Origin of the sequence: Variovorax sp. DAIF25, from assembly GCF_050711835.1 — a bacterium.
Taxonomy (GTDB): domain Bacteria; phylum Pseudomonadota; class Gammaproteobacteria; order Burkholderiales; family Burkholderiaceae_C; genus Variovorax.
Window position 1 is genome coordinate 2136341 of sequence record NZ_CP136636.1, and the last position, 26252, is coordinate 2162592.

General features: G+C 70.6%; 29 protein-coding genes. 17 read left to right on the plus strand and 12 right to left on the minus strand.

Features of this window, described 5'->3' with window-relative positions; all coding sequences use genetic code 11:
• From R0232_RS09740 to R0232_RS09780, 9 genes are all read left to right on the plus strand, one after another.
• Complete coding sequence (locus R0232_RS09740; RefSeq protein WP_431511968.1) at positions 1–462, plus strand: metallophosphoesterase family protein; 462 nt, start codon at positions 1–3, stop codon at positions 460–462.
• A 168-nt stretch (positions 463–630) separates the two neighbouring features.
• On the plus strand, positions 631–1464 hold the full coding sequence (gene efeU / locus R0232_RS09745; RefSeq protein WP_296798625.1) for an iron uptake transporter permease EfeU: 834 nt from the start codon (positions 631–633) through the stop codon (positions 1462–1464).
• Positions 1465–1474: 10 nt separating this feature from the next.
• Positions 1475–2665: an iron uptake system protein EfeO gene (gene efeO, locus R0232_RS09750; RefSeq protein WP_431511969.1), complete on the plus strand. Its 1191-nt coding sequence runs from the start codon at positions 1475–1477 to the stop codon at positions 2663–2665.
• A gap of 22 nt (positions 2666–2687) precedes the next feature.
• Positions 2688–4004, plus strand: a complete 1317-nt coding sequence (efeB, locus tag R0232_RS09755) for an iron uptake transporter deferrochelatase/peroxidase subunit (protein WP_431511970.1) — start codon at positions 2688–2690, stop codon at positions 4002–4004.
• Between the two features lie 52 nt (positions 4005–4056).
• Positions 4057–4893, plus strand: coding sequence for an iron uptake system protein EfeO (efeO, locus tag R0232_RS09760; RefSeq protein WP_093348822.1), 837 nt, complete (start codon positions 4057–4059; stop codon positions 4891–4893).
• Between the two features lie 153 nt (positions 4894–5046).
• Positions 5047–5361 carry a FeoA family protein gene (locus tag R0232_RS09765; RefSeq protein ID WP_431511971.1) on the plus strand — a complete coding sequence of 105 codons (315 nt, stop codon included), beginning with the start codon at positions 5047–5049 and terminating at the stop codon, positions 5359–5361.
• Complete coding sequence (gene feoB, locus R0232_RS09770) at positions 5354–7249, plus strand: ferrous iron transporter B (RefSeq protein ID WP_093349278.1); 1896 nt, start codon at positions 5354–5356, stop codon at positions 7247–7249. The genes R0232_RS09765 and feoB overlap by 8 nt, the downstream gene beginning before the upstream one ends.
• 25 nt (positions 7250–7274) lie before the next feature.
• A complete protein-coding gene (locus R0232_RS09775) occupies positions 7275–7550 on the plus strand; it encodes a DUF6587 family protein (RefSeq protein ID WP_296798615.1) in 276 nt (91 codons plus the stop codon).
• 5 nt (positions 7551–7555) lie between these two features.
• On the plus strand, positions 7556–8740 hold the full coding sequence (locus R0232_RS09780) for an FAD-dependent monooxygenase (protein WP_431511972.1): 1185 nt from the start codon (positions 7556–7558) through the stop codon (positions 8738–8740).
• Here R0232_RS09780 and R0232_RS09785 read toward each other — a convergent pair.
• From R0232_RS09785 to kynB, 5 genes are all read right to left on the minus strand, one after another.
• Positions 8737–9987 carry an SMI1/KNR4 family protein gene (locus R0232_RS09785; RefSeq protein WP_431511973.1) on the minus strand — a complete coding sequence of 417 codons (1251 nt, stop codon included), beginning with the start codon at positions 9985–9987 and terminating at the stop codon, positions 8737–8739. The two genes, R0232_RS09780 and R0232_RS09785, sit on opposite strands and share 4 nt — an antisense overlap.
• A gap of 65 nt (positions 9988–10052) precedes the next feature.
• Positions 10053–11438, minus strand: a complete 1386-nt coding sequence (locus R0232_RS09790; RefSeq protein ID WP_431511974.1) for a reverse transcriptase family protein — start codon at positions 11436–11438, stop codon at positions 10053–10055.
• Between the two features lie 258 nt (positions 11439–11696).
• Entirely contained in the window at positions 11697–12545 is an 849-nt protein-coding gene (gene kynA / locus R0232_RS09795) for a tryptophan 2,3-dioxygenase (RefSeq protein ID WP_431511975.1), read from the minus strand.
• Positions 12542–13822 carry a kynureninase gene (gene kynU / locus R0232_RS09800; protein WP_431511976.1) on the minus strand — a complete coding sequence of 427 codons (1281 nt, stop codon included), beginning with the start codon at positions 13820–13822 and terminating at the stop codon, positions 12542–12544. Before kynU ends, kynA begins: the two co-directional genes overlap by 4 nt.
• Positions 13823–13835: 13 nt before the next feature.
• A complete protein-coding gene (gene kynB, locus R0232_RS09805) occupies positions 13836–14474 on the minus strand; it encodes an arylformamidase (protein WP_431511977.1) in 639 nt (212 codons plus the stop codon).
• A gap of 211 nt (positions 14475–14685) precedes the next feature.
• On the opposite strand from kynB, the gene R0232_RS09810 reads away from it, so the two are divergent.
• Positions 14686–15162, plus strand: a complete 477-nt coding sequence (locus tag R0232_RS09810) for an Lrp/AsnC family transcriptional regulator (RefSeq protein ID WP_208510211.1) — start codon at positions 14686–14688, stop codon at positions 15160–15162.
• On the opposite strand, the gene R0232_RS09815 is transcribed toward R0232_RS09810, so the two are convergent.
• The 3 genes from R0232_RS09815 to R0232_RS09825 are packed head-to-tail and all read right to left on the minus strand — an operon-like array spanning position 15163 to position 17658.
• Positions 15163–15480, minus strand: a complete 318-nt coding sequence (locus tag R0232_RS09815; protein WP_057590670.1) for a YkgJ family cysteine cluster protein — start codon at positions 15478–15480, stop codon at positions 15163–15165.
• 37 nt (positions 15481–15517) lie between these two features.
• Positions 15518–16453, minus strand: coding sequence for an ornithine carbamoyltransferase (gene argF / locus R0232_RS09820; protein ID WP_208510212.1), 936 nt, complete (start codon positions 16451–16453; stop codon positions 15518–15520).
• A complete protein-coding gene (locus tag R0232_RS09825) occupies positions 16450–17658 on the minus strand; it encodes an aspartate aminotransferase family protein (RefSeq protein WP_208510213.1) in 1209 nt (402 codons plus the stop codon). Before R0232_RS09825 ends, argF begins: the two co-directional genes overlap by 4 nt.
• Before the next feature lie 170 nt (positions 17659–17828).
• Here R0232_RS09825 and R0232_RS09830 point away from each other — a divergent pair, with 170 nt between their 5' ends.
• Complete coding sequence (locus R0232_RS09830; RefSeq protein WP_431511978.1) at positions 17829–18194, plus strand: DUF3579 domain-containing protein; 366 nt, start codon at positions 17829–17831, stop codon at positions 18192–18194.
• 138 nt (positions 18195–18332) lie between these two features.
• On the opposite strand, the gene rpsT is transcribed toward R0232_RS09830, so the two are convergent.
• The gene (gene rpsT / locus R0232_RS09835; RefSeq protein ID WP_057590666.1) at positions 18333–18647 is read right to left on the minus strand and encodes a 30S ribosomal protein S20; all 315 of its coding nucleotides are present in this window, start codon (positions 18645–18647) and stop codon (positions 18333–18335) included.
• A gap of 116 nt (positions 18648–18763) precedes the next feature.
• On the opposite strand from rpsT, the gene murJ reads away from it, so the two are divergent.
• The 6 genes from murJ (at position 18764) to R0232_RS09865 (ending at position 24010) form a co-directional block, all read left to right on the plus strand.
• Entirely contained in the window at positions 18764–20317 is a 1554-nt protein-coding gene (gene murJ / locus R0232_RS09840) for a murein biosynthesis integral membrane protein MurJ (RefSeq protein ID WP_431511979.1), read from the plus strand.
• 88 nt (positions 20318–20405) lie between these two features.
• Positions 20406–21260 (plus strand): SirB1 family protein, encoded by an 855-nt coding sequence (locus R0232_RS09845; protein ID WP_057590664.1) that lies wholly within the window; start codon positions 20406–20408, stop codon positions 21258–21260.
• Positions 21260–21685, plus strand: coding sequence for a bleomycin resistance protein (locus R0232_RS09850; RefSeq protein WP_431511980.1), 426 nt, complete (start codon positions 21260–21262; stop codon positions 21683–21685). Before R0232_RS09845 ends, R0232_RS09850 begins: the two co-directional genes overlap by 1 nt.
• A 157-nt stretch (positions 21686–21842) precedes the next feature.
• Positions 21843–22274 (plus strand): YciI family protein, encoded by a 432-nt coding sequence (locus R0232_RS09855; protein WP_296800381.1) that lies wholly within the window; start codon positions 21843–21845, stop codon positions 22272–22274.
• Between the two features lie 16 nt (positions 22275–22290).
• A complete protein-coding gene (locus R0232_RS09860) occupies positions 22291–22719 on the plus strand; it encodes a YciI family protein (protein WP_431511981.1) in 429 nt (142 codons plus the stop codon).
• Between the two features lie 61 nt (positions 22720–22780).
• Complete coding sequence (locus tag R0232_RS09865; RefSeq protein WP_296800385.1) at positions 22781–24010, plus strand: RNA polymerase sigma factor; 1230 nt, start codon at positions 22781–22783, stop codon at positions 24008–24010.
• 1 nt (position 24011) lies between these two features.
• On the opposite strand, the gene R0232_RS09870 is transcribed toward R0232_RS09865, so the two are convergent.
• Genes R0232_RS09870 through R0232_RS09880 form a run of 3 tightly spaced genes read right to left on the minus strand, consistent with a single transcriptional unit; the run spans position 24012 to position 26187 of the window.
• Entirely contained in the window at positions 24012–25022 is a 1011-nt protein-coding gene (locus R0232_RS09870) for a GlxA family transcriptional regulator (protein WP_431511982.1), read from the minus strand.
• The gene (locus tag R0232_RS09875) at positions 25001–25633 is read right to left on the minus strand and encodes a DJ-1/PfpI family protein (RefSeq protein WP_431511983.1); all 633 of its coding nucleotides are present in this window, start codon (positions 25631–25633) and stop codon (positions 25001–25003) included. Before R0232_RS09875 ends, R0232_RS09870 begins: the two co-directional genes overlap by 22 nt.
• Positions 25630–26187: an isochorismatase family protein gene (locus R0232_RS09880; protein WP_208509992.1), complete on the minus strand. Its 558-nt coding sequence runs from the start codon at positions 26185–26187 to the stop codon at positions 25630–25632. Before R0232_RS09880 ends, R0232_RS09875 begins: the two co-directional genes overlap by 4 nt.
• Positions 26188–26252: the final 65 nt, after the last annotated feature.

The window sequence follows — 26252 nt, forward strand, 5'->3', positions numbered from 1 at the left end:
GTGACGCGCGTCGGACTGATCTCCGACACCCACGGCCTGCTGCGCCCGCAGGCCGTGGCGGCCCTGCAGGGCTGCGACTTCATCGTGCACGGCGGCGACATCGGCAGTCCCGCCATCCTCGAGGCCCTGCGCGCGATCGCGCCGCTGACCGTGGTGCGCGGCAACAACGACCGCGAGGCCTGGGCCGAGGGCATTGCCGAGACCGAGCGCGTGGCCTTCGGCGGCGTGCATCTCTATGCCATTCACGATCTCGCGCAGCTCGACATCGACCCGGCCGCGGCCGGCGTGCGCGTGGTGGTCTCGGGCCATTCGCACAAGCCCAGGATCGAGGAACGCGGCGGCGTGCTCTACGTGAACCCGGGCAGCGCGGGGCCGCGGCGCTTCAGCCTGCCGATCGCCGTTGCCGAGTTGCGCATCGAGGGCGGCGCGGTCGACGCGCGCATCGTCGAACTGGCGGTCTGACCCTGCCTGTCACAGGGCTTTCATTACCATTCGGTAAGAAAAGCCCATCAGATGAGAATGGTTCTTGTTTGATGGGTTATCCTCGTCCGCTCCTCCGGGGAGCCGACATGCAGCGCCGCTGATCGCGCCGGTTCCGGAGGGCTCCTCTCGCCCTGATTTCCGAAGCCGATGCTCATCCCCTTTCTCATCATGCTGCGCGAAGGCATCGAAGCCGCGCTGATCGTCGGCATCGTCGCCAGTTACCTCAAGCAGAGCGGGCGCGGCGCGCTGATGCCCGCGGTGTGGGTCGGCGTGCTGCTGGCCACCGCGCTGTCGCTGTTCGCGGGCGCCGGGCTGCAACTGCTCGCGGCCGAATTCCCGCAGAAGCAGCAGGAGCTGTTCGAGGGCGTGGTCGGGCTGATCGCGGTGGTGATGCTGACCTCGATGGTGTTCTGGATGCGCAAGGCCGCGCGCTCGATCAAGGGCGAGCTGCAGGCCTCGATCGACCAGGCGCTCGCCAAGGGCTCGGACGGCCAAGGCTGGGCGCTGATCGGCATGGTGTTCCTCGCGGTCGCGCGCGAGGGCCTGGAGTCGGTGTTCTTCCTGCTCGCGATCTTCCAGCAGAGCAGCGGCTGGGAGGCGCCCGTGGGCGCGCTTGCCGGCATCGCTGTGTCGGTGGTGGTCGGCTACGGCCTCTATTCGGGTGGCGTACGGCTCGACCTGCGGCGCTTCTTCCGCTTCACCGGCCTGTTCATCCTGCTGGTGGCCGCGGGCCTGCTGGCCGGCGTGCTGCGCAAGCTGCACGAGGGCGGCGTCTGGAACCACCTGCAGACGGTGGTCTTCGACATGAGCGAGACCCTGCCGATGGACAGCCCGCTGGGCGCCGTGCTGTCGGGCCTGCTCGGCTACCAGGCCGCGCCCGTGGTGGGCGAGGTCGTCGTCTACCTGGCCTTCCTGGCCGTCGCCCTGTTCTTCTTCCTGCGTCCGGCCGTGCCGGCGCCGCGCGCGGCTGCGGCCCGCTGAAACCCCCTCGATGTCCTCTTCCTCCCCCGAACCCAAGGCACCTTCCTCCCACCTGATGCGCGCGGCGGTCGCCGCGTCGGCCCTGCTGGCGCTCGCCGGCCTCGCGGCCTTCTGGTATGCCTCCAACCACGCGCGCCAGGCGCCGCCGAAGGCCGCCGACAACGCGGTCACCGTCACGATCCGCGGCAATGTCTGCGAGCCCAACGAGATCACGGTGCCGGCCGGGCGCACCACCTTCACCATCGTCAACCAGTCGAACCGCGCGCTCGAGTGGGAGATCCTCGACGGCGTGATGGTGGTGGAGGAGCGCGAGAACATCGCGCCGGGCTTCTCGCAGACCATGACGGTGAAGCTGCAGCCCGGCGATTTCGCCATCACCTGCGGCCTGCTGAGCAACCCGCGCGGCAAGCTGCGCGTGACGCCCTCGGCCGCCTCCGAGGCCGAGGCGGCGCGGCCCTCGCTCGTCAACTACGTGGGCGCGCTGGCCGAGTACCAGACCTTCCTGCGCCTGGAGGCCGGCATGCTCGAGGACGCGGTGCGCGCGCTGGCCGACGCGGTCCAGGCCGGCGACCTGCAGCAGGCGAGGGCACTCTATGCGCCCGCCCACCAGGCCTACAAGCGCATCGAGCCGATGGCCGAGCTGTTCGCCGACCTCGACACGCGCATCAACGCGCGCGCCGACTACTTCGAGAAGCGCGAGGCCGATGCCGGCTTCACGGGCTTCCACCGCATCGAGTACGCGCTGTATGGCCAGAACGACCTGAAGCCCCTGGCCCCCGTGGTGGCGCAGCTGATCGCCGACATCGGCGTGCTCAAGGAGCGGCTGCGCGGCCTGAACATGCCGCCCGAGCGGCTCGCGAGCTCGGCCTCGAAGCTGCTGCGCCGCGTGGCCGACAACCTGCCCGCGGGCGGCGAGGACCACTACGGCCATGCCGAACTCGCGAACCTGCAGGGCAGCTACGAAGGCACGAAGAAGATCGCCGACCTGCTGCAGCCGCTGCTGGTGAAGGCCGCGCCCGCGCTGCAGAAGAGCGTGGACGAACGCTTCGCCGCCTTCGACGCCGCGCTCGCGCCCTACCGCGAAGGCGAGGGCTTCAAGCCCGCGCCGCTCGACGAGGCGCAGCGCAAGGCCCTGGCCGAACCCGTGCGCGCGCTGGCCGAGGAACTGGCCAAGGTGAATGCCGCGCTCGGCCTGGAATGAGGCTACCGCCGACCGACCTCTCATGACCACGAAGAACGAATCCCTCCCCACCGACGGGCCACCCGCCTCCCCGCATCGCCGCCGCATGCTCGGCGCGGCCGGTGCCGCCTTCGCCGGACTGGCCGCGGCCGCGCATGCCGCCGCGCCCTCGGGCCCGCCCAACGGGCCCGATGCCGGCGCCCAGGTCACCGACGCACCGCAGAGCACCCACACGCAGGACCGCGTGCCTTTCCGCGGCCGGCACCAGGCCGGCATCGTCACGCCGCGGCCGACGGCCGGCATGATCGCCTCGTTCTACGTGCTGGCCGAGAACCGCGCCGACCTCGAGCGCCTGTTCCGCACGCTGACCGAGCGCATCGCCTTCCTCACGCAGGGCGGCCCGCAGACCGATCCCGATCCCAAGCTGCCGCCCGCGGGCTCGGGCATCCTCGGGCCGGTGGTGCAGCCCGACGGGCTCACCGTCACCGTCTCGGTCGGCACCTCGCTGTTCGACGAGCGCTTCGGCCTCGCGTCGAAGAAGCCCAAGCGGCTGAACCAGATGCAGCGCCATCCGAACGACGCGCTCGATGCCGCGCTGTGCCATGGCGATCTGTCGATCCAGTTCTGCGCCAACACGCCCGACACCAACATCCACGCGCTGCGCGACATCATCAAGAACACGCCCGACCTGCTGGTGCTGCACTGGAAGCAGGAGGGCACGGTGCCGCCGATTCCGGCCGTGCCCGGCAAGCCGGCCGAGAGCGCGCGCAACTTCCTCGGTTTTCGCGACGGCTCGGCCAATCCCGACTCGGCCGACGACACGTTGATGGACCGCATCGTCTGGGTGCCGCCCGGCGGCGACGAGCCGGCCTGGGCCGTGGGCGGCAGCTATCAGGCGGTGCGCATCATCCGCAACTTCGTCGAGCGCTGGGACCGCACGCCGCTGCAGGAGCAGGAGGCCATCATGGGCCGGCTCAAGCCCACGGGCGCGCCGATGGACGGCGGCAGGACCGAGCACGACGTGCCCGACTACGCGAAGGACCCCGAGGGCAAGACCACGCCGCTCGACGCGCACATCCGGCTGGCCAACCCGCGCACCAGGGCGTCCGACAAGAACCTCATGCTGCGGCGGCCCTTCAACTATTCGAACGGCGTCACCAAGTCGGGCCAGCTCGAGATGGGCCTCTTGTTCATCTGCTACCAGGCCAACCTCGAGGACGGCTTCATCGCGGTGCAGACGCGCCTCGACGGCGAGCCGCTCGAGGAATACATCCGGCCCATCGGCGGCGGCTTCTTCTTCACGCTGCCGGGCGTGCGCGACGAGGCCGACTGGCTCGGCCGCAGCCTGATGGCGGCCTGAGCGCGCCGCGCGCCACCCAGTTTTTTCACCACCCTCAGAACCAAGGAGATCCATGACCGTGCAGTTCCGCCGTCGCTTCCTCGCCACCTTCCTCGCAGGCATCGCCGGCCTCTACGCCGCCGGCGCGCAGGCCGCGGTGTCGCCGCTCGAGCTGGTCGGCCCGATCTCCGACTACAAGATCTACGTCGCCGAGAACGTGCGCAAGCTGGCCGCGGACACCCGTGCCTTCACCGCCGCGGTGAAGGCCGGCGACATCGAGAAGGCGAAGAAGCTGTACGCGCCGACGCGCACGAGCTACGAGCGCATCGAGCCGGTGGCCGAGCTGTTCAACGACCTCGACAAGTCCATCGACTCGCGCGCCGACGACCACGAGAAGGCCGAGAAGGACCCGGCCTTCGGCGGCTTCCACCGCATCGAGTACGGCCTGTGGGTGCAGAAGAGCACGAAGGAACTGAACCCCGTGGCCGACAAGCTGCTGGCCGACGTGCTCGAGCTGCAGAAGCGCCTGGGCGCGCTGACCTTCCCGCCCGAGAAGGTGGTGGGCGGCGCCGCCGTGCTGATGGAGGAGGTCGCGGCCACCAAGATCTCGGGCGAGGAGAACCGCTACAGCCACACCGATCTGTGGGACTTCCAGTCGAACTTCGAGGGCGCCTTCAAGATCGTCGAGCTGCTGCGCCCGCTGGTGGTGAAGGAGAACAAGGCCTTCTCGGACAAGACCGACGCCAACTTCAAGGTGGTGTTCGACACGCTCGCGAAGTACCGCACGCCCGACGGCGGCTTCGAGACCTATTCGAAGCTCAGCGAGCGCGACCGCAAGCTGCTGGCCGGGCGGGTCAACACGCTGGCCGAGGACCTGTCGAAGCTGCGCGGCATGCTCGGCCTGAACTGACCCCGGATCCCCGGTCCTGCCGGGGTCGAAACGCACCGGCGCGGGGCGCGATCGTCGGATTTGTGGGGTCTTGGTCAGGTTTACGCGATTGAGAATTGATAGCATCCTGGTTTTGCTAACTGGCGCTCCCGGGGTTCCGAGCGCACTCCCACCGTGCAAACCAACAACATCGCCGCCGAGCCGGCCTCCGCGGGCCTGCGTCTCGACCAGCTGCCCGACCACCAGTGGGCCACCGTGCTCGATGTCGCCCGCCCCGAGGGCGCGGAGGACCGTGAGCTGGTGCTGCGCCTGACCGAGATCGGCTTCGTGCCGGGCGAGTCGGTGCGCATCGTCGCCAGCGGCATGCCGGGCCGCGAGCCGATCGCGGTGCGGCTGGGCCACACCACCTTCGCGCTGCGCCGCCACGAGGCCGCGCTGATCCACGTGGCGCCGGGCGCCGAGGTGGCCGGAGGTGCGCGCCATGGTTGAAGCCGTGATCCAGGGCCCGGGCGGTTTCGCCGCCACCGGCCAGCCCAACCGCATCGCGCTGCTGGGCAATCCCAACTGCGGCAAGACCGCGCTGTTCAACCTGCTGACCGGCAGCCGCCAGAAGGTCGCCAACTACGCGGGCGTGACCGTCGAGCGCAAGGAAGGCAGCTTGCGCACGCCCGCGGGCCGGCGCGTGTTCGTGCTCGACCTGCCCGGTGCCTACAGCCTCAACGCGCTGTCGGCCGACGAGGCCGTCACGCGCGACGTCGTCACCGGCCAGAGCCAGGAGGCGCTGCCCGACCTGCTGGTCTGCGTGACCGACGCCACCAACCTGCGCCTGAACCTGCGCCTGGTGCTCGACGCCAAGAAGCTCGGCCTGCCGATGGTGGTCGCGCTCAACATGACCGACATGGCGCGCAAGCAGGGCATCGCGGTCGACACGGCGGTGCTGTCGCGCGAACTCGGCCTGCCGGTGATCGAGACCGTGGGCGTGCAGTCCGGCGGCGCCAAGGAATTGCTGGCCGTGCTCGACACCCCGGTGGCCGCGGCCACGCCGCAGCCCTGGCATGCGCCGGGCCTCGACGACGTGCTCGCCACCCAGCGCGAGGTGCGCCGCATCCTCGGCCTGGCGGTGAAGGAGCCCGCGAGCAGCCTGGTCACCAGCGACCGCATCGACCGCATCGTGATGCACCCGGTCTGGGGCATGCTGGTGCTGGCGGTCACCATGTTCCTGATGTTCCAGGCCGTGTTCAGCTGGGCCAACGTGCCGATGGACGCCATCAAGGCCGCCACCGAGGGCCTGGGCGAGCTGCTCAAGGCCCACATGCCCGAGGGCATGCTGCAGAGCCTGCTGGTCGACGGCGTGATCGCGGGCGTGGGCGGCGTGATCGTCTTCCTGCCGCAGATCCTGATCCTGTTCCTGTTCATCCTGGCGCTCGAGGATTCCGGCTACCTGCCGCGCGCGGCCTTCCTGCTCGACCGCGTGATGGGGACCGTGGGACTGTCGGGCCGCTCGTTCATCCCGCTGCTGTCGAGCTTCGCCTGCGCCATCCCGGGCGTGATGGCCACGCGCACCATCAGCAACTGGCGCGACCGCATCACCACCATCATGATCGCGCCGCTGATGACCTGTTCGGCGCGGCTGCCGGTCTATGCGCTGCTGATCGCGGCCTTCATCCCGGCGCGCACCGTGGCCGGCGTGTTCAACCTGCAGGGCGTGGTGCTGTTCGCGCTCTACGTCTTCGGCATCGTCTCCGCGATGCTGGTGGCCTGGGTGATGAAGCGCTTCCGCGACAACACGCAGCGCTCCTCGCTGATGATGGAACTGCCGGCCTACCGCTGGCCCAATCCGCGCAACCTGCTGCTGGGCCTGTACGAGCGTGCGTGGATCTTCATCCAGCGCGTGGGCACGATCATCCTCACGCTGACCATCCTGCTGTGGTTCCTCTCGACCTTCCCGTCGCCGCCCGAGGGCGCGACCGGACCGGCGATCCAGTACAGCCTGGCCGGCATGATCGGCCGCGGCCTCGAGCACATCTTCGCGCCCATCGGCTTCAACTGGCAGATCTCGATCGCGCTGGTGCCGGGCATGGCCGCGCGCGAAGTCGCGGTGGGCGCGCTGGGCACGGTCTACGCGCTCTCGGCCACCGGCGACGACGTGGCCGGCGCGCTCGAGCCGCTGATCGCCGGCAGCTGGTCGCTGGCGACCGCGCTGTCGCTGCTGGTCTGGTACGTGTTCGCGCCGCAATGCATCTCGACCCTTGCCACGGTCAAGCGCGAGACCGGCCAGTGGAAGTACGTGTGGATCATGGCGGGCTACCTGTTCGCGCTGGCCTACATCGCGTGCTTCATCACCTACCACGTTGCGGTGGCTCTCGGGGCGGGGTAAAACCGTCCCTGAAAGGCTAGCTTCCATGGCACAAGAACTGATCGTCGGATTGATCGTCGCGAGCGCCGCGTTCTACGCGGTCTGGCGCTGGATGCCCGCGGGCTGGCGGCGCAGCGCCGCGCGCAAGGTCGCCACCGGCACGCAGCGCGCCGGCCTCGTCGATGCCGAGCGTGCCGAGCAACTGGCGGCCTCGCTCGCCAAGACCTCGGGCTGCGGCTCGTGCGACAGCTGCAACAGCTGCGGTCCCAAATCCCCCCAGACCCCGGCTTCCTCCTCCGCCTCTTCGTCCTCCGCGCGCTGAGGCCGATGCCCGCGCACATCCTCGTCGCCGGCGGCGGCATCGGGGGGCTGGCCACCGCATTGGCGCTGGCCGGCGGCGGCCATCGCGTCGACGTGTTCGAGCAGGCGGCCGCCTTCGGTGACATCGGCGCTGGCGTGCAGCTCGGCCCCAACGTCACGCGGCGCCTGTCGCAGCTCGGCCTCGAAAGCTCCCTCGCCCGGGTCGCCGCGCAGCCCGAAGCGCTGGTGGTGCGCAGCGCCGGCAGCGGTGCCGAGATCGGCCGGCTCGCGCTCGGCGTCGCCATGCGTGAACGCTACGGCGCCCCCTACCTCTGCATCCATCGCGCCGACCTGCATGGGCTGCTGCTCGAGGCCGTGCGCGCGCGCGGCACCGGCGCGCTCGTGACCGCCGCGCAGATCGAGCGCGTGGAGCTCAGCGACGAGCTCGTGTGCGTGTCGAGCAGCGACGCGCGCGCCTGGGAGGGCGAGGCGGTGGTCGGTGCCGACGGCCTCTGGAGCGTGGTGCGGCGGCGCCTCGACGCGGCCACGGCCGACCGGCCGCCGCGCATCACCGGTCACACCGCGTGGCGCGCGCTCGCGCGGCAGGATGCGCTGCCGCCCGCGCTGCGCCGTGGCGGGGTCGACGTGTGGCTCGGGCCGCAACTGCATGCGGTGGCCTATCCGGTGCGTGCCGGCGAATGGCTCAACGTGGTGGTCATCGCCGAGTCGGCGCCGGCCGGCAATGCGCATGACTGGGACCAGGCCAGCGGCCTCGCGGCGCTGCAGGCCGCCACGGGCCGCACGGGCGCCTCGCTGCAGGCGCTGCTCGAGGCCATGCCCGGCTGGCGCGCCTGGACCCTGAGCGATCGCCCGCCGCTGGCCTCGGCCGCCGAGATGGCGCACGAGCGGCTGGCGCTGGTGGGCGATGCCGCGCATCCGATGGTGCCGTACCTCGCGCAGGGCGCGGGCATGGCGATCGAGGATGCGGTGGCGCTGTCGGAGGCCTTGGGCGATGGCGGCAGCGATGCCGTGCCCGCGGCCTTCGCGCGCTACGCGGCCGCTCGCTGGCAGCGCAATGCGCAGGTGCAGGCGAAGGCGCGGCGCAACGGGCAGATCTTCCATGCCAGCGGGCCGGTGCGGCTGGGCCGCGACCTCGCGATGCGCGCGCTCGGCGAGCGGCTGCTCGACCAGCCCTGGCTGTACGGCGGCTAGAGCCTGAACGACTGCAGGTGTTCGATGCGCTCGGCCAGCCCCTCGGGCCCGAGGTAGTGCCCCATCGAGCCGCTGCGCACCTGGATCAGCGTGCCCTCGAGTTCGGCCAGCAGCGCGTCGCGGTCGACGATGAAGGCGGCCGGCACGTCGATGCCGGCGCGCGCGCAGGCCTCGGCGATCAGCCGCGCGCTCGCGGGTGCGCCACATGCCACGCAGGCGACCACGGCCGTCATGTTCGGCTCCGCGCCGTTGGCCAGCAGCGCGGTCGTGAGTTCGGGCGAGATCTGCCCATCGATGTTCGCCAGCACCTCGGCCGAGACCGGCGCGCCCGCGCGCACCAGCGCGGCCGCGGCCGCATAGGCGCTGCGGCTCACTGCCATGTCGGTGGCCAGCGCGCTGCCCTGCAGCGGTCCTTCGAAGCGAACGCCCGCGGCCGCGAGATCGACCACCAGCGCCGCGTCGTCGACCGAGATCGCATGGCGCAGCGCGGTGCGCGCCACCGCGGGCTGGCGGCGCAGGCTGCCGTCGGCCAACGGCGTGCGCCAGTCGACCACGGCGCGGCAGTAGAAGGTGACCAGCTTGTCCATCAGGTCGATGTCCAGCCCGTGCGTCTGGTGGCGGTCGTCGATGTAGGCCAGCAGCGCGTGGCCCGAGTAGCAGTCGCCCGTGGGCGCGAGCGGATCCTCGTCGAGGTGCAGCGCGGCGAAGGCGCCGAACAGGTCGTTCGCGACCACGCTCAGGCCGTCCTCGTGCAGTGCATGGGTCCAGGCCGGCGGCAGGCCCTGCTTCCAGGCCACGACCTGCCCGTGCTCGGCGCCGGGCTCGACCACCGTGTAGATGCGGTCGCAGTATTCGAAGCCGCCGAAGGGCAGGTGCGTGAGCTTGCCGCGCCAGCGCAGGCCGTGGGTCTGCGCGCCTTCCTCGGCCAGTTCCTGCTCGTGCTCGATCCAGCCCTGCAGGTCGCGGTAGCCGTCGCTGCCGTCCCAGAACAGCTCCGACCAGCTGATGTTCTCGATGTTGCCGTTCATCTCGAGCGCGAGGTCGTAGTCGAGGCGCCCGCCCGCCGTGAGCCGCCACAGCGCGAGCAGCGGTTCGGGCAGCGGGCCCGCGCACATCGCCTGGATCGCCGAGATGCGGTGCGCCGGCATCGGCGGCTGCGCATCGAAGATCACCCGATCCGCGAACAGCGCCACGCCGTGTTCGCGCAGGGTGTCGAGTTCATCGGCCGAAAACTGGATGTCGTTCATGGCGCCTCCGTTGTTCCCAAAATGTAGCGCGCTGGGCCGTGGGGGCAATGGGTGCCACCCTCGGTTCAGGCGGGCGCGGCGCCGGCCGGCCACTCGATGCGATCGAACAGGCGCCGCAGCCGGGCCTGGCGCGTCGGGCTGAACTGGCCGAACCAGGCGATGCGGCCCAGCAGGTGGCCGCGAAAATCGGCGAGCCCGGCGGCGTTCTGGCTCGCGGGACCATGCAGCGTGCATTGATGCAGCAGCGCGCGCAGGCGGTCGAAGTCGGCGCGCGGCGCATTGGGACGGTCGTTGACGACCACGCCGGTCACGCGCTGCTGGCGGTGCCGCGGCATGCAGCGCAGCTTGCGCGGATGGAGCTCGAAGCCCTCGTCGGCCGCGATGCCGCCGACCCAGGCCCGCAGCGCGTCGAAGCGCAGGCGCAGCGACTCGTCGCCCGAGAACACCAGGTCGTCGGCATAGCGCGTGTAGGTGGCGCCGAAGACCCAGGCCAGGCCCTCGAGCCGCAGGTCGAGCCGGAAGGCGCAGAGATTGGCCAGCGCGGGCGAGCAGGGCGAGCCCTGCGGCCGGTGCGGCTCGGCCAGCCGCTTGCCGCCCATGAGGTCGAGTCCGCCGTCGTCGCGCAGGCGCTCGATGACGGCGGCGTCGGTGCGGTGCGTGCACAGCTCGGTGAGCGTGCGCGCCACGCCGTCGGGATAGCCCAGCGTGCGCCAGGTGGCATGCACGCGCGAGGCGCGCACGCCGGCGAAGAAGTCGCGCAGGTCGAAGCCGATCACCACCGCCTTGCCGGCATGCGCGGCGGCATGGCTCGCGACCGAGCGGCCGGGCACGAAGCCATGCGCTGCCTCGTGCACGGGCACGCGCGCGAGCAGCGCGTCGAGGATGCGGCGCTGCGCGCGCTTCAGCTCGGGCCGCGGAATCTCGAGCAGCCGCAGCCCGCCGAGGCGCTTGGACTGCAGCTGGTAGCGGTAGTGGCGGGCGGGTGCGGGGCTCGTGCCCTGCGGCGCGCGAAAGGCCTGCGCGGGCGACGCCAGCCATTCGAGGCGCTGCGGATCGAGGTCCAGCCAGTGCGCGAGCTCGGTATGCGTCGGCAGCGCGGGCAGCGCGAGGTGGTCGAGCCCGAGCGGGCGCGGGAACATCTGCGCGGGCCGCAGGATGATGCGCCGCACGCGCGGCGGCTCGTCCTGCTCGAAGGCCGCGTCGAATTCGGGCAGGTCGTGGATCGCCTGCGCCAGCGCGGACAGGTCGGTGCGCCGCCACGTGGCCGGCGAGCGCCGGCCCAGTGCTTCGACGAGCGGCGCGAGCCAGGGTGCATCGCTGCCCAGCGTGGCCGCGGCCCGCGCGCGCAGGGCGCCCGGCGCGGTGCCGCCGGGCTGCCTCGCGTCGGCGAGCAGCGCGCGGGCGAGGCTGCGCGCGATCCACTCCCTGTAGTTCGGTTCAGCTCGGTTCACGCGTCATGGATGAGGGCCGCGAAGCCGTTGAAGAGGGTGGCCACGGCGCTTCAACCAGCCGGTGAAGCGCCAGCTGTCCTGCGCGTGAGCGCAGTTCCGCTTGCGCGCCGGAATGGGCAACCATCCATCCACCGCGGGGGTACCCTGCAGCACGAGGCAAGGCGACGGATCGCAGGGCCTCGTCGTGTCTTGAAGCGCCGGTGCCGCGCGGATTGTAGGAGGCGCATCGTGCGCGGCCGGGTGCGTCCGCGCGGGCACTCAGAGGTCGGTGCGCAGGCGCCAGATCTCGGGGAACAGCACCACGTCGAGCATCTTGCGCAGGTAGCTCACGCCGCCCGTGCCGCCGGTGCCGCGCTTGAAGCCGATCACGCGTTCGACGGTGGTGACGTGGCGGAAGCGCCAGAGGCGGAAGGCATCCTCGATGTCGGTGAGCTTCTCGCCGAGCTGGTAGAGGTCCCAGTGCCGGTGCGGCTCGCGGTAGACCTGCAGCCAGGCGGCCTCGACGCCGTCGCTGGCCTCGTAGGGCTGGGTCCAGTCGCGCTCGAGGCGGTCGGCGGGCACGTCCAGGCCGTGGCGCGAGAGCAGGCGCAGCGACTCGTCGTAGAGCGAGGGCGAGCGCCAGGCGGCTTCGACCTGGGCCAGCAGGTCGGGGCGATGCGCATGCGGCTTGAGCATGGCGGGGTTCTTGTTGCCGAGCGCGAACTCGATGCAGCGGTACTGCGCGCTCTGGAAGCCGCTCGAGCTCGCGAGGTAGGGCCGCATCGCGGTGTATTCGGGCGGCGTCATGGTCGACAGCACGGTCCAGGCACCGACCAGCTGTTCCATGATGCGGCTCACGCGCGCCAGCATCTTGAAGGCATCGGGCAACTGCTCGCTCGCGATGCAGGCGGTGGCGGCGCGCAGTTCGTGCAGCATCAGCTTCATCCAGAGCTCGCTGGTCTGGTGCTGCACGATGAACAGCATCTCGTCGTGCGCGGGCGAGAGCGGATGCTGGGCGTTGAGGATCTCGTCGAGATGCAGGTAGTCGCCGTAGCTCATCGACGCGCTGAAATCCAGCTGCGCCTTCTCTTCGCGAACGATGTCTTCGGGAAGCTTCTCGGTGCTCATGTCACTGCGTTCTTGCGGTTGAATTCGGGGCGCCGCCACTCGCCGCTCTCGAGCACCTGCACCAGCTGTTCGACGGAGTTCCAGACGTCCTCGAAGCCGAGGTACAGCGGCGTGAAGCCGAAGCGCAGGATGTCGGGCATCTGCGCGTCGCCGGCGCGGAAGTCGCCGATCACGTTGCGCGCGATCAGCGCCTGCACGATCGCATAGGCGCCTTCGTCGCGGCTCAGGCACACCTGCGAGCCGCGGCGCGCATGCTCGCGCGGCGTGACCAGCGACAGGCCGTGGCCCGCGCAGCGCTCCTCGACCAGCGCGATGAACAGGTCGGTGAGCGCGAGCGATTTGGCGCGCAGCGCGCCCATGCCGCCGCGCTCGCCGTCGAAGGGCTCGGCCGCGAGCACGGTGTCGAGGCCGCATTCGAGCGCCGACAGCGAGACGATCGGCTGCGTGCCGCAGAGGTAGCGCGCCACGCCCGGCGCGGGCCGGTAGTGCGGCGTGAACTCGAACGGCGCCGCATGGCCCCACCAGCCCGACAGCGGCTGCTCGAAGCGGCCGGCATGGCGCGTGTGCACCCAGGCGAAGGCCGGCGCGCCGGGGCCGCCGTTGAGGTACTTGTAGCCGCAGCCGATGGCGTAGTCGGCCTCGGCCTCGTTGAGCGCCACCGGCACCGCGCCCGCGCTGTGGGCCAGGTCCCAGACCGCGAGCGCGCCGGCCTCGTGCGCGGCGGCGGTGATGGCCTTCATGTCGTGCATGGCGCCGGTGCGGTAGTTGACGTGCGTGAGCATCAGCACCGCGACCTCGTCGGTCAGCGCGCCGGGCAGCTCGTCGGCCTCGATCAGCTTGAGCGTGAAGCCGCGCTCGCGGCACAGCGACTCGGCGATGTAGAGGTCGGTCGGGAAGTTGCTGCGCTCGCTCACCACCAGCTTGCGGCCGCTGTCCTTCTGCTGCGAGAGCGCGGCGAACAGCACCTTGTAGAGGTTGACCGAGGTGCTGTCGGTGCACACCACCTCGCCGGGCGCGGCGCCGACGAGGCGCGCGACCTTGTCGCCCAGGCGCTGCGGCAGGTCGAACCAGCTCGCGGTGTTCCAGGAGCGGATCAGGCCTTCGCCCCATTCCTTGGCCACCACTTCGGCGATGCGCGCGGGCGCGGCCTTGGGCAGCACGCCGAGCGAGTTGCCGTCGAGGTAGATCACGCCGTCGGGCAGCGTGAACTGGTCGCGCAGGGCGCGCAGCGGGTCTTGCGCGTCGAGCGCGCGGCAGTCTTCGAGGGTGGTCGTCATGGGTCTTGGCGGATCAAAGCTCGCGCAGCACGGCGCGAACGGGGGAGGCATCGGCGCTCACCAGCCTGAGCGGCAGCGCGATGAGTTCGTAGTCGCCCTCGGGCACCTCGTCGAGCACGAGGTTCTCGAGCACGCGCAGGCCGCGGCGGCGGATCGCCTGGTGGCTGTCGAGCGTCTTGCTGTCGGCCGGGTCGATGCTCGCGGTGTCGATGCCGATGAGCTTCACGCCCATGGCCGCGAGGCGCTCGACCGTGGAGGGCGCATAGGCGGCGAGCTGGCCGTCCCAGCGATCGACCGGCATGGCGGCATAGGTGCGCACCAGCACGCGCGGCGGCAGCTGGCTCGTGACCGCGTGGGCGATGTGCGCCCATTCGACCAGCGGGCCGCAGCCGATGGCGTGGATCACGCGGCAGGGGCCGATGAAAGCGTCGAGCGAGACGTCGCCGATGGTCGTGCCCTCGGGGTCGTAGTGCAGCGGCGCATCGGCGTGCGAGCCCACGTGCGGCGACATCGTGATCGCGCTCACGTTGACCGGGCAGCCGGGCCCGATGGTGGCGCACCACTGTTGCGTATAGGGCGTGTCGCCCGGGAACACCGGGCTGCCCGCGTGCACGGGGGCGGAGATGTCCCAGAGTCGGCGTGGTGCGGTCATGGTGGCTGGATCGGTGTCACGAAGGGTGGGGTTCGGGTGGCAACAATGCCGGTGGGCCGAGGCAGCCAGTGTGGGCCGGATGCCGGCTTGCCACAAGCCGTTGCGCGCAGCCGGATGCTATTCGCAAGAACTGCTTGAAGTCGAGAAGTTATCCATGGGTTCGAATGAAATTGGATAATCCATTCTAAAACGACCGATTCTGGAAAAAATCATGCAAGCCGACCTCGATCGCACCGACCTCCAGCTGCTGCGCGCGCTGCAGGACAACGCCCGCCTGACCTCGGGCGAGCTCGCGCAGATGGCGCACCTGTCGCAGTCGCCGTGCTGGCGGCGCGTGAAGAAGCTCGAGGACGACGGCGTGATCGGCGGCTATCACGCGGGCCTGAACCGGCGCGCGCTGGGCTTCGGCGTGATGGCCTTCGTGATGGTGGGCATCGACCACCAGACCGAGATCTCGTCGCGCGCCTTCGAGGACGCGGTCTGCGCCATTCCCGAGGTCGTGATGTTCCACGGCATCTCGGGGCCCGAGGACTTCATGCTGGTGGTGGTGGCGAAGGACCTCGACGCCTATTCGGAGCTGCTGCAGCGCAAGCTGCACCGCCTGCCGGGCGTGCGCCACGTGCAGACCTATTTCTCGCTGCAGGAATTCAAGGGCCGCGTGGGCGGCCTGCCGGTGCCGGCGACCTGATCAGTGCAGGGTGTCGGGCAGCGCGCCGAGCCCGTGGCGCAGCCGCGCGCGCTGGCAGGCGTCGCTGCCGGCCTGCAGCTCGTGGCAGGGATTGGGCCGCCACTCGTAGATGCCGCAGGCTACCGACTGGCCGATCCTGCCGGTGAGGGCCGCGCAGCGCGCGGGCGTGTGGTCGGTGCCGCGCATGCGGCACAGCGTGTCGTTGACCTCGACGGCCAGGCCCGAGGGCACCCGGCCGCCGTTGTCGTCGAGCTCGTGCACGCTGAAGTCGACGCGGTAGCTGGCGCAGCAGGCGCCGCATTGCTGGCAGGCGTTCATGGCGGGCCGGTGCTGCTGAAGCGGAAGAAGAGGGTGCTCAGAGCCTGCCGAGCAGCAGGAACTCCATCAGCGCCTTCTGCGCATGCAGGCGGTTCTCGGCCTCGTCCCAGACCACCGACTGCGGGCCGTCGATGACCTCGGCCTGCACTTCCTCGCCGCGGTGCGCGGGCAGGCAGTGCATGAACAGCGCGTCGGGCTGGGCCACGCGCATCATCTCCTCGTCCACGCACCAGTCGGCGAAGGCCTTGCGGCGCGCCTCGTTCTCGGCCTCGTAGCCCATGCTGGTCCAGACGTCGGTGGTCACCAGGTCGGCGCCGCGGCAGGCTTCCATCGGGTCCTTGTAGACCTTGTAGCTGTCGCCCGAGCGGATGCCGGCGATCGACTGGTCGACCTCGTAGCCGCTGGGCGTGCTCACGTGCACGGTGAAGCCGAGGATCTCGGCGGCCTGCAGCCAGGTGTTGGCCATGTTGTTGCCGTCGCCCACCCAGGCCACCGTCTTGCCCTGGATCGAGCCGCGGTGCTCGATGTAGGTGAAGATGTCCGCGAGGATCTGGCAGGGGTGGAACTCGTTGGTCAGGCCGTTGATGACCGGCACGCGCGAATGCGCGGCGAAGGCATCGATCTTGGTCTGCTCGTAGGTGCGGATCATCACCAGGTCGACCATGCGGCTGATGACCTTGGCGCTGTCCTCGATCGGCTCGGCGCGGCCGAGCTGGCTGTCGCCCGTGGTCAGGTGCACCACGCTGCCGCCGAGCTGGTACATGCCGGCCTCGAAGCTCACGCGGGTGCGCGTGCTGGCCTTCTCGAAGATCATGGCCAGCGTGCGGTCGGTCAGCGGCTGGTGCTTCTCGTAGGTCTTGAACTTCTTCTTGATGACCGCCATGCGGTCGAACAGGTAGGTGTACTCGTCGGCCGAGAAGTCCGAGAACTGCAGGTAGTGGCGGATGGCTGGCGTCGCGCTGGCACTCGTCATTTGGGGGCGGGCTCCGAGAGGAAGGTCTTCACGATCGGCGCGAGGATGGCGACGATCTCGTCGGCCTCGGCGATGCTCAGGATCAGCGGCGGCACCAGGCGGATCACGCTGTCGGCGGTCACGCTCAGCAGCAGGCCGGCGTCGCAGGCGCGGTTGAGGATCGCGCCGCAGGGGCGGTCGAGTTCGATGCCCAGCATCAGGCCCTGGCCGCGCACTTCCTTCACGCCGGGCAGGCCGCCGAGTTCGCGCTCGAGCGCGGCCTTCAGGTGGGCGCCGACGTTGGCGGCGTTCTCGAGCAGCTTCTGCTCTTCCATGATGCGGATGGTCTCGATGCCGGCGCGCATGGCGAGCGGGTTGCCGCCGAAGGTGGTGCCGTGGTTGCCGGGGCCGAAGATGTTGGCGGCCTTGGGGCCGGCCACCACGGCGCCGATCGGCACGCCCGAGCCCAGGCCCTTGGCCAGTGGCATGACGTCCGGCTTGATGCCGGCCCACTGGTGGGCGAACCACTTGCCGGTGCGGCCCATGCCGCACTGCACCTCGTCGATCATCATCAGCCAGTCGCGCTCGTCGCACAGCGCGCGCACCTGCTTCAGGTACTCGATGCGCATCGGGTGGATGCCGCCTTCGCCCTGGATGGTCTCGAAGAACACGGCGACCACGTTGGGGTTGCCCTCGGTGGCCTTCTTCAGGGCCTCGATGTCGTTGAGCGGCACGCGGATGAAGCCCTCGACCAGCGGGCCGAAGCCCTTCTGCACCTTGGGATTGCCGGTGGCCGACAGGGTGGCGATGCTGCGGCCGTGGAAGGCGGCTTCATAGACCACGATCTCGGGGCGCTCGATGCCCTTGTCGTGGCCGAACTTGCGCGCCAGCTTCAGGGCGGCTTCGTTGGCTTCGAGGCCGGTGCAGCAGAAGAAGGCATTGGTCAGGCCCGAGATCTCGGTCAGCTTGGCGGCGAGCTTCTCCTGGCCGGTCACGTGGTAATAGTTGGAGCTGTGGATCAGCTTGCTGACCTGGTCCTGCAGCGCGGGCACCAGCTCGGGATGGTTGTGGCCCAGCGTGTTGACGGCGATGCCGCCGAGGCCGTCGAGGTAGGCGCGGCCGTTCGTGTCCCAGACTCGGCAACCCTGACCGTGCGACAGCGCGATCGGAAGGCGGCCGTAGGTGTTCATGACGTGGGGCGAGGTGGGCTCGACGGTAGCGCTCATTCGGTTCTCCAGTAAGGGAAGGCGGATTCTAGGCGGCGAGTTTGACGCTGGCGTTGAGGATTCCGCATCACAGCAATGCCCTGCGGCGGGTGGAAGGCGGGAGGGCGCGGATAGAATCCTTGCTGCACCGCAACAGCTCGCTACGGCTCGCGGTCGCCTCTTCCCAAACGATGATTTCCCCCACCGCCACCGAGATCTTCATCCAAGGCATCACGCACGACGGCCGCACCTTTCGCCCGAGCGACTGGGCCGAGCGGCTGGCCGGCGTGATGTGCTCCTTCCGGCCCGGCGGGGCCTATCCGGGCAGCCACCTGAGCTATTCGCCGTGGTGCGTGCCGACCACCATCAACGGCGTGAAATGCGTGGTGGTGAACAGCGCGTTGCGCGAGGCCGAACCGATGGCCTGGGACTTCTGCGTGAACTTCGCGCGCGACAACGACCTGCAGGTGGCCGAGGCCTGCCTGGTGCCCGATCCGGACCACCAGCACAAGGAGGGGCTCCAGCGGACCCCGCCGACGCCGGTCAAGAAGCCCTGAGCGTTCGACCGCTTTTCCTTTTTCGACAAACCGTTCGCCCATGAAAAAACCGCCCGAAGGCGGTTTTTCACTTTGCTGCAGCGCACCCCGATCAAACGGCGGACCGGCGCGAACCGGTCCGGGCTTGCCTGACAGGTGTCAGGCGGCGGCCTTTTCAGGCGCGAGGGCCAGGGCCTTGACCTTGGCCGACAGGCGGCTCTTGTCGCGAGCAGCCTTGTTCTTGTGGAAGATGCCCTTGTCGGCGACCGTGTCGACGATGCTCTGGGCCTTGGCGAACAGCTCGGTCGCCTTGGTCTTGTCGCCGGCCAGGACAGCCTTTTCGACGTTCTTGACGGCGGTGCGGTACTTCGAGCGCAGCGAGGTGTTCGCTGCGTTCAGCTTGGTGTCCTGGCGGACGCGCTTGCGGCCCGACGCCAGGCGCGGGTTCTTCTTCTTGGGCTTGGTAGATGCCATGGTAGTGTTCTCTCAGTGTCTGAGGATGATGCAGCAAAGCCCTCCATTATAGGCCGGGCGGCGAAATCTGGCCAGAACCGCCATTTCATGCGCTTTGCGGGGCCTACACTCGCCCCGTGTCGCTGCTCAAATCCGCCTCCACCGTCTCCCTGCTGACCCTCGCCTCGCGCATCACCGGCCTCGTGCGCGACGTGCTGTTCGCCTCGGTGTTCGGCGTCAGCGCGCTGACCGACGCCTTCAATGTCGCCTTCCGCATTCCGAACCTGTTTCGTCGGGTGTTCGGCGAGGGCGCGTTCAGCCAGGCCTTCGTGCCGGTGCTGGCGGCCACCCGCACCGAGCGCGGCGACGCGGGTGCCAAGGAACTGGTCGACCATGTCGCCACGCTGCTGACCTGGATGCTGGTGGTGGTGTGCGTGGCCGGCGTGGTCGGCGCGCCGTGGCTGGTCTGGGCCATGGCCAGCGGCCTCGCGGGCTTCGATGCCGCGGTGGTCATGACGCGCTGGATGTTCCCCTACATCGGCTTCATGTCGCTGGTGGCGCTGGCCGGTGGCATCCTCAACACCTGGCGCAAGTTCGCGGTGCCGGCCGCCTCGCCGGTGCTGCTCAACATCGCGCTGATCCTGTCGATCCTGTTCGGCGCGCCGCTGTTCCGGCGCTGGGGCATCGAGCCGATCTATGCCCAGTGCGTGGGCGTGATGGTGGGCGGCGTGCTGCAGCTGGCGCTGCAACTGCCCGCGCTGCGCAAGCTGGGGCTGCTGCCGCGCATCGGCGCGAGCTTCAAGGCGCTGCGCACGGCGTGGTCGGATCCCGACACGCGCAAGATCGCGCGGCTCATGCTGCCCGCGCTGCTCGGCGTGAGCGTGGCGCAGATCTCGCTGCTGATCAACACGCAGATCGCCTCGCACCTGGCCACCGGCAGTGTGACCTGGGTCACCAATGCCGACCGGCTGATGGAATTTCCGACCGCCATGCTCGGCGTGGCGCTGGGCGTGGTGCTGATGCCGCAGTTGGCCGGCGCGCGCGCGGCCAAGGACGACGCGCGCTACTCGTCGCTGCTCGACTGGGGCCTGCGCCTGGTGCTGCTGCTCGCGGCGCCGTGCGCGGTGGCGCTGCTGCTGTTCTCGCAGCCGCTGGTGGCGGTGCTGTTCCACAACGGCGCCTACGGCGGCGAGGACGTGCGCCGTACCACCGTCGCGCTGATGGGCTACGGCGTCGGCCTGGTCGGCATCGTGGCCATCAAGGTGCTCGCGCCCGGCTACTACGCCAAGCACGACACGCGCACGCCGATGCTGATCGCGGTCGGCGTGCTGATCCTGACCCAGGTGCTCAACCTGTTCCTGGTGCCGGTGCTGCAGCATGCGGCGCTGACCCTGACCATCGGCATCGGCGCACTGGTCAACGCGAGCTGGCTGCTGGCGGGGCTGATCCGCCGCGGCAGCTACAAGCCCGAGCCCGGCTGGGGCCGCTTCGCGCTGCAGGTGCTCGCGGGCTCGCTGGTGCTGGCCGCGCTGCTGGCCTGGGCCTCGGGGCATTTCGACTGGATCGGCCTGCGCGAGCAGCGCTTCTGGCGCATCGGCCTGCTCGCGATGCTGGTGACCGGCGCCGCGCTGCTCTATTTCGCGGTGCTGGCCGCCGCCGGCGTACGGCTGCGCAGCTTCATGCGCCGCTGAGCCCCTGACGATCGGCAGTGCGGACCGCCTTGGCAATCCGCATGTCCCCCGCCTTGACGCTGCCGGCCCCGCTCCTCTACAAAGCCACATGACGACGTTCAGCTTCCAGGTCCCCACCGCACTCGAGTATTTCGAGTCGCTCGTGCAGAGCGACGACCAGTTCCCGCTGCTCGAAGCCGCCGCCAGCATCGCGCAGGACGAGTACCCCGACCTCGACGTCCAGCAGGTGCTCGGCGACGTCGACCAGCTGCTGGCCCGCCTCAAGCGCCGCCTGCCGTCCGACGCCGCGCCGCTCGCGCGGCTGCGCGCGCTCAACCAGTTCTTCTTCAACGACCTGAACTTCGGCGGCAACGTCAACGACTACTACGACCCCGACAACAGCTACCTCAACGCGGTGCTGCGCACGCGCCGCGGCATCCCGATCTCGCTCGCGGTGCTGTGGATGGAGCTGGCGCAGGGCCTGGGGCTGCAGGCGCGCGGCATCGGTTTCCCGGGGCACTTCATGCTCAAGGTGACGCTGCCCAAGGGGCAGGTGGTGATCGACCCGTTCACCGGCAAGTCGCTCTCGCGCGAGGAGCTCAGCGAGCGGCTCGAGCCCTACAAGCGCGGCAACGGCCTGGTCGGCGAATTCGACGTGCCGCTGGGCCTGTACCTGCAGCCCGCGAGCTCGCGCGAGATCATCGGCCGCATGCTGCGCAACCTGAAGGAAGTGCACCGCGCGCAGGAGGACTGGCAGCGGCTGATCGCCGTGCTCGACCGCATCATCGCGCTGCTGCCCGAGGCCTGGGGCGAGTACCGCGACCGCGGCATCGCCCATGCCGAGCAGGGCAGCACGGCCGCCGCGGTGCGCGACCTCGAGGCCTACCTGGCCCACGCCGAGGACGCGCTCGACATCGACGCCATCGCGGAGCGCGTGGCCGCGCTGCGGCGCGCCGCCAGCTGATGGTCACCCGGGCGGGCCCCACCGGCGCGCCCGCCCTCGGCGCCGTGCACGGCTTCCATGGCATGGAGCCGGTGCTGCCGGTGGCCGACGTCGGCCGCGCCGCGCGCTGGTTCTGCGATGTGCTGGGCTTCGAGCTCGACTTCATCGCGGGCGAGCCGCCGAGCTACGGCCGCGTCAGGCAGTTGCCGGCCGGCGCCGGCCAGCCGATCTACCTGCGCCTGTGGCAGACCGGCGCGCGCGAGCCGCGTCCCTGGCGCGGCGAGTTCGTGATCCAGGTCGGCCACGACATCGACGGCCTGCATGCGGCCTACCTGAAGCGCGGCGTCACGGTCATCGAGGCGCCGGTGTCGCAGCCCTGGGGCACGCGCGAGTTCGCGATCCGCGAACCCGACGGGCATGTGCTGCGCTTCTGCGGCCGCCCGTAGCGGCCCGCTCGCCGAAATTGAAACGATTTTTTACAACTGGGCCGGCCGATTCCTGTCGATCCGGCCGGCCGTCGCTCGACGTGTCAACAGGAGCAGGCAGATTCGAGGCTTCGACGCCGTTCCCGATTTCCACTTCCAACCCTCTAGGAGCAACGACATGCGATTCATGATTCTGGTCAAGGCCAACGCGGATTCCGAAGCCGGCGTGATGCCCAGCACCGAGATCCTCACCGCGATGGGCAAGTACAACGAGGAACTGGTGAAGGCCGGCGTGCTGCTGGCCGGCGAGGGCCTGCATCCCAGCTCGAAGGGCGTGCGCGTGCGCTGCGAGGGCCCGACCAAGCGCACCGTCATCGACGGTCCCTTCGCCGAAACCAAGGAGCTGCTGGCCGGCTTCTGGCTGTTCCAGGTGAAGTCGAAGGAAGAGGCCATCGAGTGGATCAAGCGCAGCCCGTTCCAGGAGGGCGAGATCGAGATCCGCCAGGTCTTCGAGGCCGCCGACTTCGGCGATTCGATGACGCCCGAGCTGCTCGCGCAGGAGGACCGCCTGCGCGCCGAGACCGAGGCCCGCACCAAGCCCGGCCACTGAATCCAGGAGAACCGCCATGCGATTCATGCTGCTGATGATCCCCCACGGCTACGAGAACGCCGCGCCCGGCACCATCCCCGACGACGTCGACGCGGTGTCGGCCATGATGGCCTACAACGCATCGATGCAGGAGGCCGGCATCCTGATCAGTTGCGACGGCCTGCACCCGCCCTCGATGGGCGCGCGCGTGAGCTTCCCGGGCCGCAAGCCCAAGGTGGTCGACGGTCCCTTCGCCGAGGCCAAGGAAGTGCTCGGCGGCTTCTGGATCATCGACGTGCCCTCGCGCGCCGCCGCCATCGAATGGGCCACGCGCTGCCCCGGCGGTGAGAACGAGGTCATCGAGGTGCGCCAGATCCAGGAGGTCGAGGACTATCCGGCCGAGGTGCAGGCGCTGACCGCCGAGGCCTTCCCCTCGATGCAGACCCTCAAGAAGCCCGCCGACTGAGCCGGTGAGCCAGAACCCGGGCACCGCCGCGATCCATCGCACCGTCGAGGCGGTGTGGCGCATGGAGTCGGCCAAGATCATCGCCACCGTCGCGCGCATGGTGCGCGACGTGGGCCTGGCCGAGGAGCTGGCCCAGGACGCGCTGGTCTCGGCGCTCGAGCAGTGGAGCGAATCCGGGGTGCCCGACAACCCCGCGGCCTGGCTCACCGCCGTGGCCAAGCGCCGCGCGCTCGACCGCCTGCGCCACCTGCAGCTGGCCGAGCACAAGGCCGGCGAGATCGGCCGCGAGCTCGATGCGCGGCACGAGATCGCGCAGGCCGATTTCGCCGAGGCGGTCGACACCGCGCTCGACGACGACATCGGCGACGACCTGCTGCGGCTGGTCTTCACCGCCTGCCACCCGGTGCTGTCGACCGAGGCGCGCGTGGCGCTCACGCTGCGCCTGCTCGGCGGCCTCGCCACCGACGAGATCGCGCGCGCCTTCCTGGTCACCGAGCCCACCGTCGCGCAGCGCATCGTGCGCGCCAAGCGCACCCTGGCCGAGGCGCGCGTGCCCTTCGAGGTGCCGCGCCGCGCCGAGTTCGAGCCGCGGCTGGCCTCGGTACTCGAGGTGCTCTACCTGATCTTCAACGAGGGCTATGCCGCCACCGCGGGCGACGACTGGATGCGTCCCGCGCTGTGCGAGGAGGCGCTGCGCCTGGGCCGCATCGTGGCCGAGCTGATGCCCGCGGCGTCGGAGGTGCACGGGCTGGTCGCGCTGATGGAGATCCAGGCCTCGCGCACCGCCGCGCGCGTCGGGCCCTCGGGCGAGCCGGTGCTGCTGCTCGAGCAGAACCGCGCGCGCTGGGACCACGTGCTGATCCGCCGCGGCCTGGCCGCGCTGGCACGCGCCGAGGCGCTCGGCGGCGCGCTCGGCCCCTATGCGCTGCAGGCCGCCATTGCCGCCTGCCATGCGCGGGCGCGCACGGCCGAGCAGACCGACTGGGGCCGCATCGCCGCGCTCTACGACGCGCTGGCCCAGCTCGCGCCTTCGCCGATCGTGGAGCTCAACCGCGCGGTCGCGCTGTCGATGGCCTTCGGCCCAGCCGCGGGGCTCGAGGTGGCCGACGCGCTGCTGGCCGAGCCCGCGCTGCAGGGCTACCACCTGCTGCCGACGGTGCGCGGCGACCTGCTGTTCAAGCTGGGCCGGCTCGACGAGGCGCGGCGCGAGTTCGAGCGCGCGGCCGGCCTGACGCGCAACGGCCGCGAGAAGGCGCTGCTGGCGGCGCGCGCACGCGCCTGCCTCGGCTGACTCAGCCGCGCGCCAGTCCGGCCGCGTCCGACGGCGAGCCCGGCAGCCCGAACTGGTGCCAGGCGCGGCGCAACTGCGTGTCGGAACCGAAGCCCGACAGCTCGGCCGCCCGCGTCACGCTGGCGCCCGAGGCTAGCGCCAGTTGCGCGGCCGCCAGCCGCAGCCGGCGCAGGTAGGCCAGCGGCGCCACGCCGGCATGCTCGACGAACAGCCGCGTCAGATGGCGCGCCGAGGTGTGGGCCACCTCGGCCATGCGCGGCACGTTCCAGTCGGCCTGCGGCCGTTCGCTGACCGCGTCCTGCACCCGGTGCAGCGCCGCATGCAGGTGGTTGCGGTAGGCCAGGAAGGGCGACAGCTCGGGGTCGTGCGGGCCGCGCCGCAGCGCCACCACCATGGTCTGCGCGACCTGCGCCGCCAGCGCCTCGCCGCAGGTGTCGGCGATGCGGTGCAGCAGCAGGTCGATGCCGGTGGTGACGCCGGCGCTGCTGTAGACCGGCGGGTCGAGCACGAACACCCGGTTGCCCACCACCTCGCAGCGCGGCTCGACGGCGCGCAGTTCGTCGAGGTGATGGTGGTGCGTGGTGGCGCGCCGACCGGCCAGCGCGCCCGCGTGGGCGGCCAGCAGGCTGCCGGCGCAGATGGTCAGCAGCTCGAGCCGTCCCGCCTCCAGCCGCAGGCCGCGCAGCCAGTGCAGCAGGTCCTGGGTCTCGGGCGTGTCGATCGGGATCGTGTCGCCCGGCATGCCGACCAGCACCACCCAGGCGGCGCTGTCGGCACCATCGGCGGCAGGCAGGTCCGGCAGCGGCGCCAGCCCGGTCAGCGCGATGCCGACCGAGCCGACCGTGTCGGGCCGCGGGCTCGCGAACTCGATCGCGAAGCGCGGCGGCGCCCCGGTGGCGCGCAGCCGCTGGTTGGCGATGCGCAGCGCCTCGGCCGGCCCGGCCCAGTCGAGTACCAGGCTGCCGGGCAGCAGCACGAAGACGACGCGGATCAGGGTGGGTTGTGCGTCCATGCGTAGTCCATCTGGCGCGCGGTGCGCTCGGCCAGTTCGCGGCCGGCCAGGCGCTCGACCAGATGCAGGCTCATGTCGATGCCGGCGCTGATGCCGGCCGAGCTCAGGATCCGGCCGCCGTCGACCCAGCGCACGCCTTCGCGCACCTCGAGCGCCGGGAAGCGTTCGCGCAGATCGGCCAGGTCCTCCCAGTGCGTGGTGACGGCCTGGTCGGTGACCACGCCGCTGGCCGCGAGCAGGAAGACGCCGGTGCAGACCGAGGCCACCAGCCGCGCACCCGCGGCCTGCCGCGCGATCCACTGCAGCGTGGCGGCGCTCGCGAGCGCCGCGTCGACCACGCCGCCGGGCACGAGCAGCAGGTCGGCCTGCGGCGCATCGGCCAGGTCGTGCGCGGCCAGCAGCTGCAGCCCGGCGCGCGCCTGCACCGGCCGCGCGGGCGCGCCCTCGGCCACGGCCGCGACCTCGAAGGGCGCCGGTTCGTCCGGCCGCAGCCGCCGGTGCACGCGGCTCGCGGTGGTGAACACCTCGAACGGGCCCGCGAAGTCCAGGGCCTCGATGCCGTCGAAGGCCAGGATCAGCACGCGCAGCGCGGCGCCCGGTGAAGAACTCATGCCGCGCGTTCCAGCGCCTGCGCCACGTTGCAGATGGTCGCGAAGCGCCCCGCCAGCACGGTCGCGGTGCGGGCCTTGATGTCGGCGGCCGAGAGCGGCGTGCCGTCGGGCTGCGTCATGTCGAAGGTCAGCGTGGCGTCGGTCACGTAGTCGACCTCCCAGCCCAGGTCCGAGGCGTGGCGCGTGGTGGTCTCGCAGCACTGCTCGGTGCGGATGCCGCTCACGATCAGCCGGCCGATGCCCTGCTGGGTGAGCCAGATATCGAGCCCGCTGTTGACCAGCGCGCTGTGGCGGTGCTTGGTGAAGGTGGCGGCGGCCTCGAAGCCGGCCACGCCCTCGATCGGGCGGACGAAGCCCGATTCGACCGCGAAGGGGTTGGCGGCGGTGCTCGGTCCGTCGACGTGGTAGATGCGCACGATCGGCAGGCCGGCTTCGGCCGCGCCAGCGATCAGCGCGTTCTGCGCCGCGAAGTAGGGCGCCGCGACGGCTTCGTTCCAGTACGGGCGCTGGCGGAACGATTCCTGGGCGTCGATCACAATCAGACAGGTCTTCATGGCGGATTTTCCGAAGGCGAAGTGGATGATGCGCCCAATTCTTGGCGGTTTCACCGCCGCGGGCC